At 63.9% G+C, this 17,252-nt stretch carries 17 protein-coding genes and 1 tRNA gene; 10 read left to right on the forward strand and 8 right to left on the reverse strand.

The genetic code is table 11. The features are described from left to right. Window positions 1-3 precede the first annotated feature (3 nt). Together NFI08_RS13815 and NFI08_RS13820 are read right to left on the reverse strand one after the other, a co-directional pair. A tRNA-Val gene (locus NFI08_RS13815) sits at window positions 4-79 on the reverse strand. A 179-nt stretch (window positions 80-258) separates the two neighbouring features. After that, window positions 259-969: an alpha/beta family hydrolase gene (locus tag NFI08_RS13820; RefSeq protein WP_124802784.1), complete on the reverse strand. Its 711-nt coding sequence runs from the start codon at window positions 967-969 to the stop codon at window positions 259-261. Between the two features lie 165 nt (window positions 970-1,134). Here NFI08_RS13820 and ccoN point away from each other — a divergent pair, with 165 nt between their 5' ends. The 10 genes from ccoN to fnr all read left to right on the forward strand — a co-directional run bounded on the left by ccoN (window position 1,135) and on the right by fnr (window position 10,691). Next, complete coding sequence (ccoN, locus tag NFI08_RS13825; RefSeq protein ID WP_045992149.1) at window positions 1,135-2,559, forward strand: cytochrome-c oxidase, cbb3-type subunit I; 1,425 nt, start codon at window positions 1,135-1,137, stop codon at window positions 2,557-2,559. A gap of 23 nt (window positions 2,560-2,582) precedes the next feature. Beyond that, the gene (gene ccoO, locus NFI08_RS13830; protein ID WP_108131320.1) at window positions 2,583-3,200 is read left to right on the forward strand and encodes a cytochrome-c oxidase, cbb3-type subunit II; all 618 of its coding nucleotides are present in this window, start codon (window positions 2,583-2,585) and stop codon (window positions 3,198-3,200) included. A gap of 2 nt (window positions 3,201-3,202) precedes the next feature. Next, complete coding sequence (locus NFI08_RS13835; protein WP_045992151.1) at window positions 3,203-3,415, forward strand: CcoQ/FixQ family Cbb3-type cytochrome c oxidase assembly chaperone; 213 nt, start codon at window positions 3,203-3,205, stop codon at window positions 3,413-3,415. After that, entirely contained in the window at window positions 3,412-4,353 is a 942-nt protein-coding gene (gene ccoP, locus NFI08_RS13840; RefSeq protein ID WP_045992152.1) for a cytochrome-c oxidase, cbb3-type subunit III, read from the forward strand. Before NFI08_RS13835 ends, ccoP begins: the two co-directional genes overlap by 4 nt. 116 nt (window positions 4,354-4,469) lie before the next feature. Then, a complete protein-coding gene (ccoG, locus tag NFI08_RS13845; protein ID WP_239452526.1) occupies window positions 4,470-5,888 on the forward strand; it encodes a cytochrome c oxidase accessory protein CcoG in 1,419 nt (472 codons plus the stop codon). Beyond that, window positions 5,888-6,412 carry a FixH family protein gene (locus NFI08_RS13850; protein WP_349590014.1) on the forward strand — a complete coding sequence of 175 codons (525 nt, stop codon included), beginning with the start codon at window positions 5,888-5,890 and terminating at the stop codon, window positions 6,410-6,412. The genes ccoG and NFI08_RS13850 overlap by 1 nt, the downstream gene beginning before the upstream one ends. Next, entirely contained in the window at window positions 6,412-8,886 is a 2,475-nt protein-coding gene (locus tag NFI08_RS13855; protein ID WP_349590017.1) for a heavy metal translocating P-type ATPase, read from the forward strand. Before NFI08_RS13850 ends, NFI08_RS13855 begins: the two co-directional genes overlap by 1 nt. After that, window positions 8,883-9,113 carry a cbb3-type cytochrome oxidase assembly protein CcoS gene (ccoS, locus tag NFI08_RS13860; RefSeq protein WP_349590020.1) on the forward strand — a complete coding sequence of 77 codons (231 nt, stop codon included), beginning with the start codon at window positions 8,883-8,885 and terminating at the stop codon, window positions 9,111-9,113. Before NFI08_RS13855 ends, ccoS begins: the two co-directional genes overlap by 4 nt. Beyond that, window positions 9,110-9,796 carry a sulfite exporter TauE/SafE family protein gene (locus NFI08_RS13865; RefSeq protein WP_349590023.1) on the forward strand — a complete coding sequence of 229 codons (687 nt, stop codon included), beginning with the start codon at window positions 9,110-9,112 and terminating at the stop codon, window positions 9,794-9,796. Before ccoS ends, NFI08_RS13865 begins: the two co-directional genes overlap by 4 nt. Before the next feature lie 154 nt (window positions 9,797-9,950). After that, on the forward strand, window positions 9,951-10,691 hold the full coding sequence (gene fnr, locus NFI08_RS13870) for a fumarate/nitrate reduction transcriptional regulator Fnr (protein WP_045992157.1): 741 nt from the start codon (window positions 9,951-9,953) through the stop codon (window positions 10,689-10,691). Between the two features lie 160 nt (window positions 10,692-10,851). Here fnr and ttcA read toward each other — a convergent pair whose 3' ends face one another. From ttcA to NFI08_RS13900, 6 genes are all read right to left on the reverse strand, one after another. Then, window positions 10,852-11,811: a tRNA 2-thiocytidine(32) synthetase TtcA gene (ttcA, locus tag NFI08_RS13875; RefSeq protein ID WP_349590026.1), complete on the reverse strand. Its 960-nt coding sequence runs from the start codon at window positions 11,809-11,811 to the stop codon at window positions 10,852-10,854. Window positions 11,812-12,043: 232 nt separating this feature from the next. After that, a complete protein-coding gene (locus NFI08_RS13880; protein ID WP_239452527.1) occupies window positions 12,044-12,283 on the reverse strand; it encodes a hypothetical protein in 240 nt (79 codons plus the stop codon). 118 nt (window positions 12,284-12,401) lie between these two features. Further along, window positions 12,402-13,094 (reverse strand): 3'-5' exonuclease, encoded by a 693-nt coding sequence (locus NFI08_RS13885; RefSeq protein ID WP_308812406.1) that lies wholly within the window; start codon window positions 13,092-13,094, stop codon window positions 12,402-12,404. Next, entirely contained in the window at window positions 13,091-14,914 is a 1,824-nt protein-coding gene (locus NFI08_RS13890) for a DUF294 nucleotidyltransferase-like domain-containing protein (RefSeq protein WP_213228117.1), read from the reverse strand. Before NFI08_RS13890 ends, NFI08_RS13885 begins: the two co-directional genes overlap by 4 nt. Before the next feature lie 102 nt (window positions 14,915-15,016). After that, entirely contained in the window at window positions 15,017-16,810 is a 1,794-nt protein-coding gene (locus NFI08_RS13895; protein WP_045992159.1) for a sodium:solute symporter family protein, read from the reverse strand. A 38-nt stretch (window positions 16,811-16,848) separates the two neighbouring features. Next, a complete protein-coding gene (locus tag NFI08_RS13900) occupies window positions 16,849-17,106 on the reverse strand; it encodes a DUF4212 domain-containing protein (protein ID WP_045992160.1) in 258 nt (85 codons plus the stop codon). Window positions 17,107-17,252: the final 146 nt, after the last annotated feature.

Consider the following 17,252-nt stretch of genomic DNA (forward strand, 5'->3'; position numbering starts at 1 on the left):
TGATGGTGGGTGGTACAGGGTTCGAACCTGTGACCCCCAGCTTGTAAGGCTGGTGCTCTCCCAGCTGAGCTAACCACCCCTGGTCACGTGGCGCTGCATTCTACAGAACATCCGTGGGATGTCAACGCGCTCCACGCATCTTTCTCGTTTTTTTTGTCCCGACTTTTGCCCGTGCATTCATCGACTTGGGCCGAAAGCCAGACGGCGCAAGGGCTGGCGCCACAGCGCCGTGATATCCACCCTTGCAGAAAGAAGCGCTCACGACTTGCCCATGGCGTCCGCGGTAGCGCGCGCCGCCTTAGCCATCAGGTCCTGACGCGACAGTCCACTCAAGCGCCGCGGCGACCAGTCGTGGTCACCATCCTCGAGCCATTCAAGACGCGCATGCGCCGGCAACTCATAGCCCGCCACCTCGTCTCGAGTACCGAAAGGGTCCCGGGTACCCTGCAGCACCACCAGAGGGCAAGCCAGCGACGGCCAGTGATCCAGCCGCAGGCGCTCGGGCTTGCCCACGGGATGAAAGGGGTAGCCAGCCAGCACCAGCCCCGGTGCACCGTCCTCGGCGGCCAGCAGACTGGCCACCCGCCCGCCCATGGACTTGCCGCCGAGCCACAGCGCCCCTGGCACCATCTGCGACAAAACGTCACGCCAGAGGCGCATTTCCTCCACCAGCCGAGCCACCCTGGGCGGCGGCCGCCGACGCCCCGCCGCACGCATCTCGCGCAGATAGGCAAACTCGAATGACAGCGTCTGTACGCCGGCCCGGGCCAGCGCCGCGCGCCATTCAAGCAAAAAGGGTGAATCGTGTCCGGCACCGGCCCCATGCGCCAGCAACAACACGTCTCGGCAAGGTGGTCCCTCCAGGATCACCGGCGCCAGGTCGGGCACCTGCCACTCGCCACGGTGCCCGGCGGCGAGTGCCTGGCTGAATTCCTGAGTAAAAGCGTCGGGTAAAACGAGTTGTGACACGGCCAAGTTTCCAAAGTTCACTGCCACCAGAGGCTAAGTTCTTCTCACTGCCAGGCTGGGCTAGAATTCTGAGTGGTTGTTGATCTGCATCATTCTGAGGCAATTGCCGGGCAGGCACTATGGCCGGGGGATCGTCCCCTTTACGCGATCGATGGGAAACTGATCATGAGCACAGCATTTGAACATCCGACCTACAACTACAAGGTGGTCCGGCAGTTCGCGATCATGACGGTGGTGTGGGGCATCGTGGGCATGACCCTCGGTGTGATTCTCGCCGCCCAACTGGTCTGGCCGGAACTCAACCTTGGCTTGCCCTGGACAAGCTTCGGTCGGCTTCGCCCGCTGCATACCAATGCGGTCATCTTCGCCTTCGGCGGCTCCGCCCTGTTCGCGACGTCCTACTACGTCGTCCAGCGCACCTGCCAGGTGAGGCTGATCAGCGACAAGCTGGCCGCCTTTACCTTCTGGGGCTACCAGGCGGTCATCCTGTGCGCGGTCGTCACCCTGCCGCTGGGCCTCACCGAGGTCAAGGAATACGCCGAGCTGGAATGGCCCATCGACATTCTGCTCGCGGTGGTGTGGGTGACCTACGCAGCCGTCTTCCTCGGCACCATCAAGGTCCGCAAGACCTCCCACATCTACGTGGCCAACTGGTTCTTCGCCGCCTTCATCCTGACCGTTGCCGTACTGCACATCGTCAACAGCGCGGCCCTTCCGGTCACCGCCACCTACTCCATCTCCATCTACTCCGGCGCCATCGACGCCATGGTGCAGTGGTGGTACGGCCACAACGCGGTAGGCTTCTTCCTGACCGCCGGCTTCCTCGGCATGATGTATTACTTTGTGCCCAAGCAAGCCGAGCGCCCGGTCTACTCCTACCGCCTGTCCATCGTCCACTTCTGGGCGCTGATCATGGTCTACATGTGGGCCGGCCCCCACCACCTGCACTACACCGCCCTGCCGAACTGGGCGCAGTCGCTGGGCATGGTGATGTCGATCATTCTGCTGGCGCCCTCCTGGGGCGGCATGATCAACGGCATGATGACCCTCTCCGGGGCCTGGCATAAGCTGCGAACCGACCCGACCCTGCGCTTTCTCGTCGTCGCGTTGTCGTTCTACGGCATGTCGACCTTCGAAGGCCCGATGATGGCGGTGAAGACCGTCAACGCCCTGTCCCACTACACCGACTGGACCATCGGTCACGTCCACGCCGGCGCCCTCGGCTGGGTCGCGATGATCACCATCGGCTCGATGTACCACCTGATTCCACGCCTGTTCGGTCACACCGAGATGTACTCCGTCAAGCTGGTGGCGGTGCACTTCTGGCTGGCCACCATCGGCACCGTGCTGTACATCGCCGCGATGTGGGTCAACGGCATCCTGCAGGGCCTGATGTGGCGCGCCATCAACGAAGACGGCACCTTGATGTACACCTTCGTCGAGACCGTCGAGGCCAGCGGCCCCGGCTACATCGTGCGCCTGATCGGTGGCCTTTTCTGGGTGACCGGCATGCTGATCATGGCCGTCAACGTGGCCATGACCGTCAAGGGTTCCGCCAAGCGCGGCGCGCCCCTGCCCCAGACCGCCTGAGTCAACGAAGGACCGAGACTGACATGAAACACGAGATCATAGAAAAGAACGTCGGTTTGATGGCGGTGCTGGTGCTGGTGGTGATCAGCTTCGGTGGCCTGGCCGAGATCGTACCGCTGTTCTTCCAGAAGCAGACCACGGAGCCGGTCGAGGGCCTCGAGCCGCTGTCCGCACTGGAACTGGAAGGCCGGGACATCTATCGCCGCGAAGGCTGCGTCGGATGTCATTCGCAGATGATTCGCCCCTTCCGTGCCGAGACCGAGCGCTATGGCCACTACAGTGTGGCCGGTGAATCCGTCTACGAGCACAACTTCCTGTGGGGGTCCAAGCGCACCGGCCCGGACCTGGCCCGCGTCGGCGGTCGCTACAGTGACGACTGGCATCGTGCCCACCTCTACAACCCGCGGGACGTGGTGCCCGAATCGGTGATGCCGGCCTACCCCTGGCTGTTCGAGAACACCCTGGACGGCGAGGACACCCCGGCCAAGATGCGCACCCTTCAGAAACTGGGCGTGCCTTACACCGACGAGCAGATCGCCAACGCCACCAGCGAGGTCCGCGGTGAGCGTGAAATCACCGCCCTGGTCGCCTACCTGCAGCAGCTTGGCACGGTGTTGCCCAGCTCGGCGAAGAGCCCGTAACCATGGATATCGGAACCTTTCGCGGCATCTTGACCGGCATCCTGCTGATCGCCTTCCTGGGCCTGGTGGCCTGGGCCTACTCGAGCCGCCGCAAGCGCGAGTTCGATCAGGCGGCGCAGCTGCCGTTCGCCGACGACGACGAACAACCGAATCGTGACCGCACGGCCGAGCGACAGGCCGATTCCCGAGAGGACAGGGGAGAGAAGAACACATGAATACGCTTTGGGGTGATGCCCTCTCAGGCTTCTGGAGTGCCTGGATCATCGTCATCACGCTCGGCACCATCGGCTTTGCGTTCTGGCTTCTGTGGGCCAACCGCAAGACCGACAAGCGCCCTGACGCCGACGGTACCGTCGAGACAACCGGCCACACCGCCGACGGTATCGACGAATACGACAACCCGCTGCCTCGCTGGTGGTTTCAGCTCTACGTTGCCACGGTGATCTTTTCCCTGGGCTATCTGGTGCTGTATCCGGGCCTCGGCAACTTCGCCGGTGTGCTGGGCTGGAGCCAGGAAGGTCAGTGGGAGGAAGAGGTCGCCCAGGCCGAAGAGCGCTTTGCACCGATCTTCGAGAAGTACCAGCAGGTACCCATCCCGGAACTCGCCCAGGACGGTGACGCCATGCAGGTGGCCGAGCGCATCTTCCTCAACAACTGCGCCATCTGCCACGGCTCCAACGCCAAGGGCGGCTACGGCTTCCCCAATCTGACCGACGACGACTGGCTCTACGGCGGCGAGCCCGAGCACATCGTCACCACCATCAACAACGGACGCAATGGCCTGATGCCGTCATGGCAGCAGCTCGGCGCGGACAATATCGAGAACCTGACCCAGCATGTGCTGTCGCTGTCCGGCCAGGCCGAGGACGCCGAACGTGCCGAAAAAGGCGGCGCCGTCTTCACCTCGGTGTGTGCCGCCTGCCATATGCCTGACGGTACCGGCAACCAGGCGCTGGGCGCGCCCAATCTGACCGACGACAGCTGGCTGTACCAGGCACCGGGCCAGAGCCTGGCCGACTCCGTGCGTCAGACGCTGCGCAACGGCCGCAACGGCCATATGCCGGCGCAGGCCGCCTACATCGGCGAGGAGCGGGTCCACCTGGTCGCCGCCTATGTCTATGGTCTGAGCCAGAATCAGGACCAGAGTCAGTAGTGACCCCAGCGGGATCGCTCCCGCGGCGAGTGCGGCGCTTGGCCGCACTCGCCACCCACCTACCCGTCAATCGCTAGACTGGGGCTTCGGCCCCATCGACGCGATGTGAGTCTGCCATGAGCGACAAGATCCCTGCCCACGACGTCACCGACCCTGCGGTGTCGCACCATTCCCCCGACAGCCAGAGCATGTACGAGAGCCGCCGGCACATCTACGTACGCGAGATCAAAGGCGTGTTCCAGCGTGTTCGTCGGGTCGCCAACTGGGCGCTGATGCTCGGTTTTCTGCTGCTGCCCTGGATTCCCTGGGGTGATCGACCGGCGGTCTGGTTTGATCTGCCGGGGCGCGAATTTCATATCTTCGCCGCCACCTTCTACCCCCAGGAATTCGTGCTGCTGTCCTGGCTTTTGATCATCTGCGCCTTCGGCCTGTTCTTCATCACCGTCTTTGCCGGCCGTGTCTGGTGCGGTTACACCTGCCCCCAGAGCGTCTGGACCTTCCTGTTCATCTGGGTCGAGCACCGCATCGAGGGGCCGCGCAATCGTCGCATCAAGCTCGACAAGCGCTCCTGGGACGCCGACAAGGCCTGGCGCAAGAGCGCCAAGCACGCCATCTGGCTGATCATCTCGGCGGCCACCGGCATCACCTTCGTCGGCTACTTCACCCCGATCGGTGGCCTGGTGCTGGATCTTGCCACCCTCTCGGCCAGCGGCTGGTCCTATTTCTGGGTCGGCTTCTTTATCGTCTTCACCTACCTGAACGCCGGCTGGCTGCGCGAGCAGGTCTGCCTGTACATGTGCCCCTACGCCCGCTTCCAGTCGGTGATGTTCGATCGCGACACCCTGATCGTGTCCTACGACTACCACCGCGGGGAGCCTCGCGGCCCGCGCAAGCGCAACGCCGACCCGGCAGAGCAGGGCCTTGGCCACTGCATCGACTGCGACCTCTGTGTTCAGGTCTGCCCGACCGGCATCGATATCCGCGACGGTCTGCAGTACCAGTGCATCACCTGCGCCGCCTGCATCGACGCCTGCGACAGCGTCATGGACAAGATGGGCTACCCCCGTGGCCTGGTGCGTTACACCACCGAGCACGCCCTCGACGGCAACAAGACCCACCTGTTGAGGCCTCGACTGATCGGCTATCTGGTCGCCCTGGTGGTGATGATCGGCCTGTTCGTCTGGACCATCGCCGACCGCACACCGCTGGATGTGGATGTGGAGCGCGATCGCGCACGGCTCTACCAGACACTGACCGATGGACGCATCGCCAACTCCTACGCCATGACCGTGCGTAACCTCGACAACCGCCCTCATCGCTACGTGATCGAGGTAGCCGGCATCGAAGGTCTCGAGAGCGACACCACCGCCATCGAGGTTCCCGCCAACCAGTCCCGCCAACTGGTGATGACCTTGAGCGTGAATCCTGATCAGATGGAACAACGCAGTGCCGATATCAGCGTTCGCGTCCTCGCCGAGGACGATCCGTCCGTGGCCATCGAACGTGAAAGCCGATTTATAGGAGTTACCCCCTGATGTCCCTGTCCGATCCCCAGGTGCCGCCCTGGTACAAGCAGTTCTGGCCCTGGTTCCTGATCGCCCTGCTGCTGTCGTCGGTCACCTTCAGCATGGTCTACCTGGCCTTCTCGATCCGCTACTTCGACGGTTCGGTGCCGGACGATTACTACAAGGAAGGTCTGGCCATCAACGTCCAGCTCGAAAAGCAGCAACGTGCCGAGGCGCTGGGGCTGGCGGCCGAGCTGCGCATCGACGCCACCACCGGCGACGTGGTGGTAACACTCGATGGCGACGAACGCCCCCAGCGGCTGGATCTGGCGCTGAAGTTCCCCACCGATGGCGCCCGCGACCGGGCACTGGTGCTGACCCACACCCGTGAAGGCCACTATGTCGGCACCCTCGAGCGCAATCTGCGCTATCGCTGGTACCTTCAGCTGCAGCCCCACGCAGAAGGCGCGTCAGGACAGCAGCCTGAATGGCGCCTGACCGGCGAGGCAGAGTTCCCGCGGGAGACCTCCGTGCGCCTGACACCGGGACTCTGATGGCGGCCTCGTGCTACCACTGTGGCGCCCCGGTGGAGGCCACAGCACCCTGGTCGATCACCCTGGATGGCCAGCGCCATCCGCTGTGCTGCCCGGGCTGCGAGGCGGTGGCCCAGGCCATCGTCGGCGGCGGCCTGGACAGCTACTATCGCTTTCGCACCGCCCTGCCGGAGCGCCCATCGCCGACACCCGCCGACGAGGCCCGCTATCAGGTATTCGACGATCCGGGCCTGCAGGATCGTTTCGTGCGTCAGGATGGCGACACCAAGGTAGCGACCCTGGCGGTGGATGGCATCACCTGCGCCGCCTGCGCCTGGCTGATCGAACACCGCCTGAATGCCCTCGACGGCCTGGAGAGCTGCGCTGTCAATCTTTCCCAGCACCGCCTTCAGGTGCGCTGGGATCCCGAACGCCTGTCGCTGTCGCGCCTGCTGGCCGAGATGGCCGCCATTGGCTATCCCTCCCAGCCCTACGAGCCGGACCAGGCCCAGCAGCGGCTCAAGCAACAGTCGCGCCAGATGATAAGGCGCCTGATCGTGGCGGCAGTCGGCATGATGCAGGTGCTGATGTTTTCCATCCCGCACTACGTCGACGGCGGTGATCTCAGCACCGAGTTCGAGCGTCTGTTTGCCTGGCTATCGCTGGCGCTGACCACTCCGGTGGTACTGTACTCGGCCCAACCCTTCTTCGTCGGCGCCCTGCGTGATCTGCGAACCCGCGTGCTGGGCATGGATGTGCCGGTGGCCCTGGCCATCGGTGGGGCCTTTATCGCCAGCACCTGGTCGGTCGTGAGCGACTCCGGTGACCGCTACTTCGACTCGGTCAGCATGTTCACCTTCTTCCTGCTGTTCGGACGCTACCTGGAGTCTCGCGCCCGTACTCACTACGGCCGTAGCGGCAATGCCCTGGCCAGTGCCCTGCCGAGTGCTGCGGTGCGCCTCGACGAGCATGGCGATGAACGCGTCATCCCCGCCAGTCGGCTGGTCCCGGGTGACCGGGTTCGGGTCAGTCCCGGCGCCCAGATTCCCGCGGACGGCAACCTGACCTCGGGCCTTGCCCAGATCGACGAGTCGCTGCTGACCGGCGAATCGCTGCCCCGCCTGCGTCGCCAGGGAGATACCGTGCACGCAGGTACCCTGTGCATGGACAGCCCGATCGAAGTGATGGTCACCCGCGTCGGCGACGACACCCGCGCCGCCGGCATTCTCGATCTCACCGACCGTGCCTTCGCCCATCGTCCACGTATCGCCCGCCTGGCCGAGCAGGTGGCCCATCGCTTCGTGTTGAACCTGCTGGTCATCACCGCCCTGGTGGCGCTGGTCTGGAGCCTGATCGACCCTAGCCGCAGCCTGTGGATCACCCTGTCGGTCCTGGTGGTGACCTGCCCCTGCGCCCTGGCGCTGGCGACCCCCACCGCCCTGACCGTGGCCCACGGCCGGCTGAGACGTGCCGGGGTACTGGTGACGCGAGCCGATGCGCTGGAGACCCTGGCCGGCCTCGATCGCGTCGTCTTCGACAAGACCGGTACCCTGACCCGGGGGCGCATGCAACTCGCCGAACACCGGCCGCTGAGCGACGACGAAGGAAGCGCCAACAATGGCGAGATGGACCCTGCCACCAAGCGCCGGCATCTGGCCCTGGCGGCGGCACTGGAAACCGGCTCGGAGCACCCCATCGCCCGCGCCTTCGCTGCCTGGCGCGACGCCAGCTGCCAGGCCAGCGAACTGCGCAATCACCCGGGTCAGGGCGTGGAAGGCGTGATCGACGGCCGGCGCTGGCGACTGGGCCAGCCGCATTTTGCCTGCCTGGGCCAACCCGTTCCTGAGCTCCCTGGCGCAGGACTTTGGTTGCTGCTGGCCAGCGAAGGCAAGCCCCAGGCCTGGTTCAAGCTCGACGATCAGCCCCGTGACGACGCCGCCGAGACCCTCGCCGCCCTCGCCCAGCGGGGGCTTGCCATCGAGATCCTGTCGGGCGACCGCGCCGTCAACGTTGGCCAGCTTGCCCGCACGCTGGGCGTCGATCAGTGGCGTGGCGAGGCCTCCCCCGAGGACAAGCTCGGGCACTTGAAGGCGCGACAGGCACAGGGCGAAAAGGTGGCCATGGTCGGTGATGGCATCAATGACGTGCCGGTACTGGCCGGCGCCGACCTCGCCATCGCCATGGCCGGGGCCAGCGACCTCACCCGCACCCGCGCCGATCTGGTATTGCTGGGCGAACCGCTCACGGGTATCGTCCAAGCCATCGAGGTGGCCCGCCAGACCCGTCGAATCATTCGCCAGAATCTGTCCTGGTCAGTGCTCTACAATGTCGTGGCGCTACCCGCAGCGGCGCTGGGCTTCGTGCCCCCTTGGCTTGCCGCCATCGGCATGTCACTCAGCTCGTTGCTGGTCATCGCTAATGCCCTGCGTCTGCGGCGTGGACGCACCAGGCCGACCGCGACGCCTTCACCCGTCACCGCAAGCCCCGGCCCATGAGCATCCTTTACCTGTTGATACCCTTGTCGTTGATCCTGCTGGGCCTGGCGGTCTGGGCCTTCTTCTGGGCGGTGCGCAACGACCAGTTCGAGGACCTCGAGGGCCCCGCCTATCGCATCCTGTTCGAGGATGAGGACGACACTCGCAGTGTCGATGACGGCGCTTCCTCGTCCGAAACGCCTGCGCAGACATCCGATCGTGATCCATCGTCCAGAGGGCCTGAGTGAACCCTACCGGCCTGGAGCTGCCTCCCATGATGGCGGCCTTCGTGTTTGGTCTGCTTGGTGGTGCACACTGTATTGGCATGTGCGGCGGCATCATGAGCGCTCTGACCTTTGCCATCCCCCCCAGCATGCGTCAACCTTGGCGGGTGGGCTCTCTGGTGCTTGGCTACAATGTAGGTCGTATCACCAGCTACTGTGTGGCGGGCGCTCTGGTTGCCACCCTGGGTTCGGTGATCGGCCTTTCGCCGACCCTGCGTGGCCTGATGCAGATCGTCGCCAGCCTGATGTTGATCCTGATGGCGCTTTACATTGCCGATCTATGGAAAGGCCTGCGTCACGTCGAGGCACTGGGACGTCACCTCTGGAGGTACCTGGAACCCGCAGGCAGACGCCTGTTGCCGGTGGTGCGTCTGCCCCAGGCGGTGGCGCTGGGCGCCATCTGGGGCTGGCTGCCCTGTGGCCTGGTGTACTCGATGCTGGCCTGGAGCCTGGCACGGGCCGAGCCCCTCGAGGGCGCACTGCTGATGGCGAGCTTCGGTCTTGGCACGCTTCCGGCGCTGGTGGTGACGGGCCTCGCCGCCAGACAAATGCAGGCCCTGCTGGCGCATCGGGCAACACGCCTCGCCGCCGCAGCCATGATCATCGCCTTTGCCGTCTGGCAACTTTGGACTGGGCTGCATCAATGACGCATCCTACCTCTAAGTTATTAATCCTAAAGAGGTAGACGCCACTTTTAGCTGATCTGAGGGTGTAGAATAGTGCCATCAACGTGCTGTACGGGCGACGTCTGTTCTCCCCATGGCCCAGTCAATATCGATCCCAGATCCACAGGAGCTGCGAATGAGTCCTACGGCCCAAGATCGGCGGCGTCCCATGCTGCATGAGACTCGCTGTGAGTCCTGCAGCCTGAGTTCCTTGTGCCTTCCGCTGTCGCTGGAGACCGCCGACCTCGAGCGCTTCGATTCCATCATCCGTCGTCACCCGCCGATCAAGAAAGGCACACGATTGGTCGAGCAGGGAGATCGCTTCACCAGCGTCTTCGCGGTCCGATCGGGGAGTCTCAAGCAGATCACCACCGAAGGCAGCGGCGAAGCTCAGTTGACCAACTTCTTCCTGCCCAGTGAACTGGTTGGTCTGGATGGCATCGACGACGGCCGCTATCCCGGCAGCGTGGTGGCGCTGGAGACCACCACGGTGTGCGAGATTCCCTTCGACCGCCTCGATGCGCTGACCCAGACCCTACCGGAGCTGCGTGCCCAGCTGTTTCGCACCCTGAGCAAGGAGCTGCGAGAGGACCGCCGGATGATGCAGCTGCTGTCACGCAAGACCGCCGATCAGCGCCTGGCCTGCTTCTTCCTCGGCCTGTCGGACCGCTTCCGCCGCCGCGGCTATTCACCGTTCAGCTTCCGCCTGTCCATGTCCCGCGCCGACATCGGCAATCACCTGGGGCTGGCGGTGGAAACGGTCAGCCGTATCCTCGGGCGTTTCCAGCAGCAGGATCTGGTGGCGGTATCGGGACGTGAGGTCAATATCCTCGACCTGACCGCGCTGTCGACCCTGGCCGACACCGAAGTTACCTGAGCGGGCCTGGCGGCAGTGTGCCGGGCTTGGCCAGCAGCGCCCGGTACCCAGGATCTGGAAAGCAAAGCGTAATAGATGGCGTGTGACAAGAAAGAGGCCGCATCCGGAGATGCGGCCTCTTTTGCTGTCATGGCGTCCTGCACATTCGCTGTTGGCGAGATCAGCCGGCATCCACCACGTCGATGCGCCGGGCCTGGCGTTCGGCCTGTACGGCCTCCAGCCCCTCGAAGTCGAACAGTTGCCGATCCGCCAGCTGCGACGGCGCCACATTGGTCACCGCCTTGAACATGCTCTCGAGGCGCCCGGGATGCTTGACCTCCCACTCGGCCAGCATCTCCTTGACCACCTGGCGCTGCAGGTTGGGCTGGGAACCACACAGGTTGCACGGGATGATCGGGAACTCCATCGCCTCGCTGTAGGCCTGGATATCGGCCTCGCGGCAGTACGCCAGCGGGCGGATGATGATGTTCTTGCCGTCGTCGGAGAGCAGCTTGGGCGGCATCGCCTTGAGGCTGCCACCGAAGAACATGTTCAGAAACAGCGTCTCGAGAATGTCCTCGCGGTGGTGGCCCAGGGCGATCTTGGTCGCCCCGATCTCCTCGGCGAAGCCATAGAGCGAGCCGCGCCGCAGGCGTGAGCAGAGCGCGCAGGTGGTCTTGCCCTCCGGCGTCTTCTCCTTCACCACCGAATAGGTGTCGCGCTCGAGGATGTGGTAGTCCACGCCGATACTGTCCAGATAGTTCGGCAGCACATGCTCCGGAAAGCCCGGCTGCTTCTGATCCAGATTCACCGCCACCAGCGAGAAGTTGACCGGCGCGTTGCGCTGAAGGCTGCGCAGGATCTCGAGCATGGTGTAGCTGTCCTTGCCACCAGACAGACACACCATGATCTTGTCGCCTTCCTGGATCATGCCGTAGTCGATGATGGCGTTACCGGCCTGGCGGCGCAGGCGCTTCTGCAGCTTGTTGAACTCACGCCGTGCCTTGGCCTGAACTTGGGCTTCCGTCTGATCGCCATCCGCAGCAGGGTCGGCCGGGCTGACACCGGCATCGATCGAGAGATGGTCATCCTCGGGGGTACGGGGATCGAACAGGGTGGCGGAGGCGGACTGTGGCGACATGGGAGCGGGACATCACGGCTGAAAATGAAAGAGGCGCCAGTCTACCATCCGGACGCTTTAGTGGCGAAGAGGTCAGCGACCGCTTACCCCGGCGAGGACAATACGGGAGAGGCTTTTCGTCGGCAGCACATCGGAAACCGCCAAGGACGACACCGCCGTAGTGGCGCCCTTGCGCGTCGTGGCCTGGTCTGGTCTGGCAAGCCGAAGAACGCAAGTGCCTGTCAGCCGGGGCCTAGACGACGTTCAGCGCCAGCAGATAGCGCACCACCACGCCCAGCAACAGCAGCAGGATGCCGGCACGTTGCCAGCCAAACTCGCGTACGGTCAGGGTCAGGCGCTTCTCCCAGAACTTGACCATGCCCCACAGGTCCCGGGTACGGCGATAGTACTGGAGGTAGGCCACCAGCACCGAGACCAGGCCCAGCGCCAGCAGCGTGGGCTCGAGAAGGGTCAACATGGCGTGCAGACTCATGACAGGATCTCCTTGCAGGTGAATGGTTGCCGGTGCGGGCGGCACCGGGTCAGCGCGGATGACGGCAACGGGTCAGCGCGGATGACGGCAACGGGTCAGCGCGGATGACGGCACCGGGTCAGCGCGATGGCGCCGTGAGTGCCCCGCTCTCCAGGCGCAGATGCATCAGCGCCGTGGTGACGGCGTCGCCCAGGGCCGTATGGCGTCCCATGATCGGGACTCCCAGTCGCTCTGCCAATTGTTCAAAGGTCGGCTGCACCTCGATTTCCGGGTGACTTCGGCGCAGCCGCTTGCGGTACTGCTGGGCCACGTCGATGGTGGCGTTGGGCAGCGAGAAGCCAAACTCCGCCTTCAGGTAGCGATCCAGCATGGCCAGGTCGAAGTCGATACACCAGCCGACCAATGGGCGATTGCCGATAAATTCCAGCAGCGTCGTCAAGGCCTCGCGCACCTCGAGGCCGCCTTCCAGGTCGACCCCTCGCAGGCGATGGATGCAGATGGAGTCTCCACTCAGGCTGGCAGGACGCGCGAGCCGCAGGTCCAGCGACTCGCTGGTCAAGACGCGATCGTCACGAATGCGTACCGCAGCGATGGACACCAGCTCCGCATGACGGGTATCCAGACCGGTGGTTTCGCAGTCCAGGGACACCAGCTCATCGCCGGTATAGGGATTGAACAGCCAGGCGAAATCGCCATCGGCCTGCCGACGCCTGTCGGCCACACGCCTGATCGCTCTCAGCATCGGGTACTCTCCCAAGCGAAACCATTGACGCCAAGGCAGCTTGCCCTGGGGGGCTGCCTCGACACTCATGCATACTCCAGGTGATAGCGGTGGGACAGGCTGGCCTTGAACTCCTTGACCAGGTGCAGCGCCTCGCGCAGCAAGTCCCGCTCCAGCGAATTGAGCGACTGCACCACCACCCTGTCCGGGGCGTCCGTGGCCCGGGCATCGTCGCGCCGGTAGGCCAGCTGCGCCCGAAGCCGCAGCTCACAGAACAGCGACAACGCCTCGCCGAGATCCTCCGCCACCACTCGCTCGATGCGACCGAGTGACGCCAGCGCCGCCAGCCGGTCGTGGGTCGAGGTCTCGCGCAGCCCGCACTCCAGCGCCATGGTGCGAACACCATGGACGATCGGAAAAATGCCGCCCTTCTTGATGTCGACGCCGTGCTCGGGCTTCTTCAGCGTTCCAAACAGGGTCAAGGGCGTCGAGAACCGCAACACCCCCCTCGCCAGATGGGTCAGCAACAGTTCATTGCCCCGTGTTTCTTCGATCAGCACGTCGTGGAGTCGGTCCACCAGGGCAAAGTCACCGGCCACCCCCGAGGCGTCGGCAAGCACTGCCAGACGCATCAGGCTTTCTCCGTCGGGTTCGCTGACCCAGCGACGAATGCGCGCGCGCCACTGCGCAAGGGTGCCGACCCACTGGGGGTTGGAGACCATGATGTTGCCCGGGCAGCGCGGATAGCCCAGATCGTCGAGCACGCTGGTGAACCGCGCGGTATCTGCGCTGAGCTCGTCCCACTGCTGGTCATCGGCCAGGATCAGCGCATTGTCCTGGTCGGTCTTCAGGATCTGCTCGCCGCGCCCTTCGCTGCCGAGCACCAGCAGACAGGCGCGCTCGCGCTGAGGGGCCGGCATCGAGAAGTGCCAGGCCTTGCTGATGATGCGCCCATTGAGCGCCGACAGCATGCCCATGGCGAAGCGCATGCGTACCCCCTGGGCCATCAGCGCCTCGACCAGCTCCGGCGCACGCTGACTTGCTTCGCTGAGCGAGGCCAGGGTCGTCGCCTGCTCGACCTGCAGGCTGACCACGTAGCTGCGGCTGGAAAAGAAGCTGAGCACATCGGTCAGCTCCACGACACCGATCAGCCGCTGGCCCTGAAGCACCACCACCCTGGCCACCTTGTGGCGGGTCATCTCGATCAGTGCCTCGAACAGGTACTGGCTTTCGTTCACCGTCACCAGCGACAGATGAGCGATGCCACCGACCTCGGCATTACCGTCGCACCCCTCCAGCACCAGGGCCTCGAGCAGGTCGGTCTTGGTCAGCATGCCAGGACCATCGGGCGTCTCGACCAGCAGGCTGTCGGCGCCCTTGTCCTTGAGGGTCAGCACGGCGTCGCGAATGCATGTCGTCGAGCCGACCTTGAGCGGTTCACGCATGCACTCGTTCACCCGGGCGAGCATGAATCCGGCCAGGGTGACCCCGCCCTCGGCGCGACGTTCGGCGAGCAAGCGCGTCTTGCTGATCAGGCGCTGGTGAAAGTAGTCCGAGAAGGCGGCGTTGTTCTCGCACAGCGACAGAAACAAGGTGTGCGGCATCAGATAACACAGGCTTTCTTCTTCGGCGACGAAGCGGTAACGGCTCTGGCCGTTGATCACGCTGATGGCACCGAACAGATCGCCCCCGGTGTAGTGGCCGATGCGCCCCCCGGCGGGGCCCTCGGCCGGGTCTAGTTCGGCGACTTCGCCCTTGTGGATCACAAAGACGAACTCGCCGGACTGCCCTGCATCGAGGATCACGTCATCCCGCCCGTAGTAGGCGATATCCAGCCCGCCCAAGACCCGCTCGCGCTCGGCCTCGTCGAGCAATGAAAACGGTGGATGAGTGAAGTCGATGTCGATCATGTCTGCTCCATGACCGACCCCGGCGAGGCCGGGGTCGGGGAGTGTTGTCGTCTGGCAGGGGGCGACGGATGGTGGGCCGACGCCCCTGCCTGATAGCCCGCTCTAGTGAGCGTGGGCCTCACCCGCGCCTCTCGGCACACGCACGTTCTCCACCAGTTCCTGGATGTGCTCCGGCGGTGCCGCGGTTGCCCGCGAGACCACGAAGGCCACGATGAAGTGGAGGATCATGCCGAGGGTACCGATACCCTCCGGCGAGATGCCGAACCACCAGATCGAAGGATCGGTGTTGATGAACTTGGTGTAGACGATGTAGATGAAGGTGAAGCTCAGACCCAGCACCATGCCGACGATGGCCCCTTCGCGGTTCATGCGCTTGTCGAAGATGCCAAGCAGGATCGCCGGGAAGAAGGACGAGGCAGCAAGACCGAAGGCAAAGGCCACCACCTGGGCCACGAAGCCCGGCGGGTTGATGCCGAAGTAGCCGGCTACCACCACCGCCACCGCAGCAGCACTACGCGCCGCCAGCAGCTCCCCCTTCTCGCTGAGGTTGGGATTGATCTGCTTCTTGATCAGGTCGTGGGACACCGCCGCCGAGATCACCAGCAACAGACCGGCTGCGGTGGACAGCGCCGCGGCCACGCCACCGGCGGCCATCAAGGCGATCACCCAGGCCGGCAGGCCGCCGATCTCGGGATTGGCCAGCACGATGATGTCACGGTCGATGTAGACCTCGTTGGGGCTGTCGGTAGGCGTATTGGTCACCACCCGCTGCCCGTGCTCGCCAGGAGTTTCCTCTTCCAGCGGGCCGCTTTCGAAGGTCGGCTTGCCCTCGAACGGCGCGCCCGGCCCCATCTGCACCCGACCGTCGTCGTTCTTGTCGAGCCAGCCGATCAGGCCCACGCCTTCCCAGCTCTTGAACCAGGCTGGTGCCTCTTCGTAGCTGGTCTCGTGTACCGTCTCGATGATATTGGTGCGGGCGAACACGCCGACCGCCGGAGCGGTGGTGTAGAGCAGTGCGATGAACACCAGCGCCCAGCCGGCGCTGACCCGGGCGTCACGCACCCGCGGCACGGTGAAGAAGCGCACGATGACGTGGGGCAGACCCGCGGTACCGCACATCAGGGCGGCGGTGATAAAGAACACGTTGATCATCGGCTGGCTGCCGTCGGTGTAGGGCGTGATGCCCAGATCCGTCAGCAGACCGTCGAGACGATCGAGAATGTACTGGCCGCTGTCGTTGCCGGCGGCATCGACGAAGGTGGCACCGAGCCCGGTCTGCGGCAGCACGTGGCCGGTCATCATGATCGACAGGAACACCGCCGGCACGATGAAGGCGGTGATCAACACGCAGTACTGGGCCACCTGGGTGTAGGTGATGCCCTTCATGCCACCGAGCACCGCGTAGAAGAACACGATGACCATGCCGATGACCACGCCCAGATTGACCTCGACTTCGAGGAAACGGGCGAAGACGATACCGACGCCGCGCATCTGACCGGCGACATAGGTAAAGGACACGAAAATAACGCAGATGACCGCCACGGTACGGGCGATATTCGAGTAGTAACGGTCACCGATAAAGTCCGGCACCGTGAACTTGCCGAACTTGCGCAGGTAAGGCGCCAGCAGCATGGCCAGCATGACGTAACCACCGGTCCAGCCCATCAGGTAGACCGAGGCGTCGTAACCCAGATAGGCGATAAGACCCGCCATGGAGATGAAGGAAGCCGCCGACATCCAGTCTGCTGCGGTAGCCATGCCATTGGCGGCAGGGTGGACGCCGCCGCCGGCGACGTAGAAATCCTTGGTAGACCCGGCACGCGACCAGATCGCGATACCGATGTAGAGCGCGAAGGACGCCCCTACAAATATATAGGTAAGTAGTTGTACATCCATGGAATCAATTCCCGTTCATTGACGTTATTTTGCGGGTGTCACTGTTCGTGGACGTCGTACTCTTCATCGAGCTTGTTCATCTTCCAGGCATAGAAAATGATCAGCACGATAAAGGTATAGATGGATCCCTGCTGTGCAAACCAGAAGCCGAGCTTGAAGCCAAAGAACTGGATATTGTTGAGTACATCCACCAGCAGAATGCCGAAGCCATAGGAGACGATGAACCATACGGCCAGACAGCCGAGGATGGTTCGTATGTTTCGTTTCCAGTAGGCCTGTGCGCTCTTGTCTAGCATAAGGCTACCCTCAAGAAGTGGTTTGATCGCCAAATGCCGCCGCAAAGACGACACAAAGGCTCGAGAAGCAGACTAGACAAAATGGTCTTTCCTGGAACGATAACTTTAGTCGAAAAGCATAAATGCACCGCACCAAGAAAACCATT

It is taken from the genome of Halomonas sp. EF61 (assembly GCF_040147045.1).
In the GTDB taxonomy this organism is placed as follows: Bacteria; Pseudomonadota; Gammaproteobacteria; order Pseudomonadales; family Halomonadaceae; genus Halomonas; species Halomonas litopenaei.